We start from the raw sequence: 433 nt of genomic DNA, 5'->3' as shown, positions 1-433 counted from the left end.
TTGGCCGATCGGCTTGCTGAGCGCGATATTCATCCAGGTAGGTGAAAATCCCAGGGCTGGTGTTTCGGATGCGGTGGCTTAGCCTCGTCAGAGGGGTGGAACGGAACTGAAGAAGGTCATGGTGGGAAGTAGAATCCCCGCCATGTCTCAGAGCGTTCCCAGTCTTGAGGCCCTCAATGCCCTGCCACGGGTGCAACAGCCGTCGTACCCCGATCCTCAGGCAACCGCTGAGGTCGTCAACCAGCTACGTAGTTTGCCTCCGTTGGTCTTTGCCGGAGAATGCGATGACCTTCGTGCCTATCTTGCGGCAGTGGCTAACCGCAAGGCATTTTTGCTGCAAGGCGGCGATTGTGCTGAGACTTTTGCAGGGGTAAACGCCGACAACATTAAGAGTAAGCTGCGAGTACTACTGTCAATGGCGGTCGTCATGACC

General features: G+C 56.4%; 1 protein-coding gene. It reads left to right on the top strand.

Features of this window, described 5'->3' with window-relative positions; genetic code table 11:
- Window positions 1–142: 142 nt before the first annotated feature.
- Window positions 143–433 (top strand): 3-deoxy-7-phosphoheptulonate synthase (locus K5Q99_RS23215; RefSeq protein WP_220778158.1); only part of this gene is annotated, 291 nt, incomplete at its 3' end.

Origin of the sequence: Shewanella hafniensis (assembly GCF_019655335.1) — a bacterium.
In the GTDB taxonomy this organism is placed as follows: Bacteria; Pseudomonadota; Gammaproteobacteria; order Enterobacterales; family Shewanellaceae; genus Shewanella; species Shewanella hafniensis.
The sequence above is the reverse complement of the archived record's forward strand: the minus strand, read 5'-3'. Positions and strand labels throughout refer to the sequence as shown.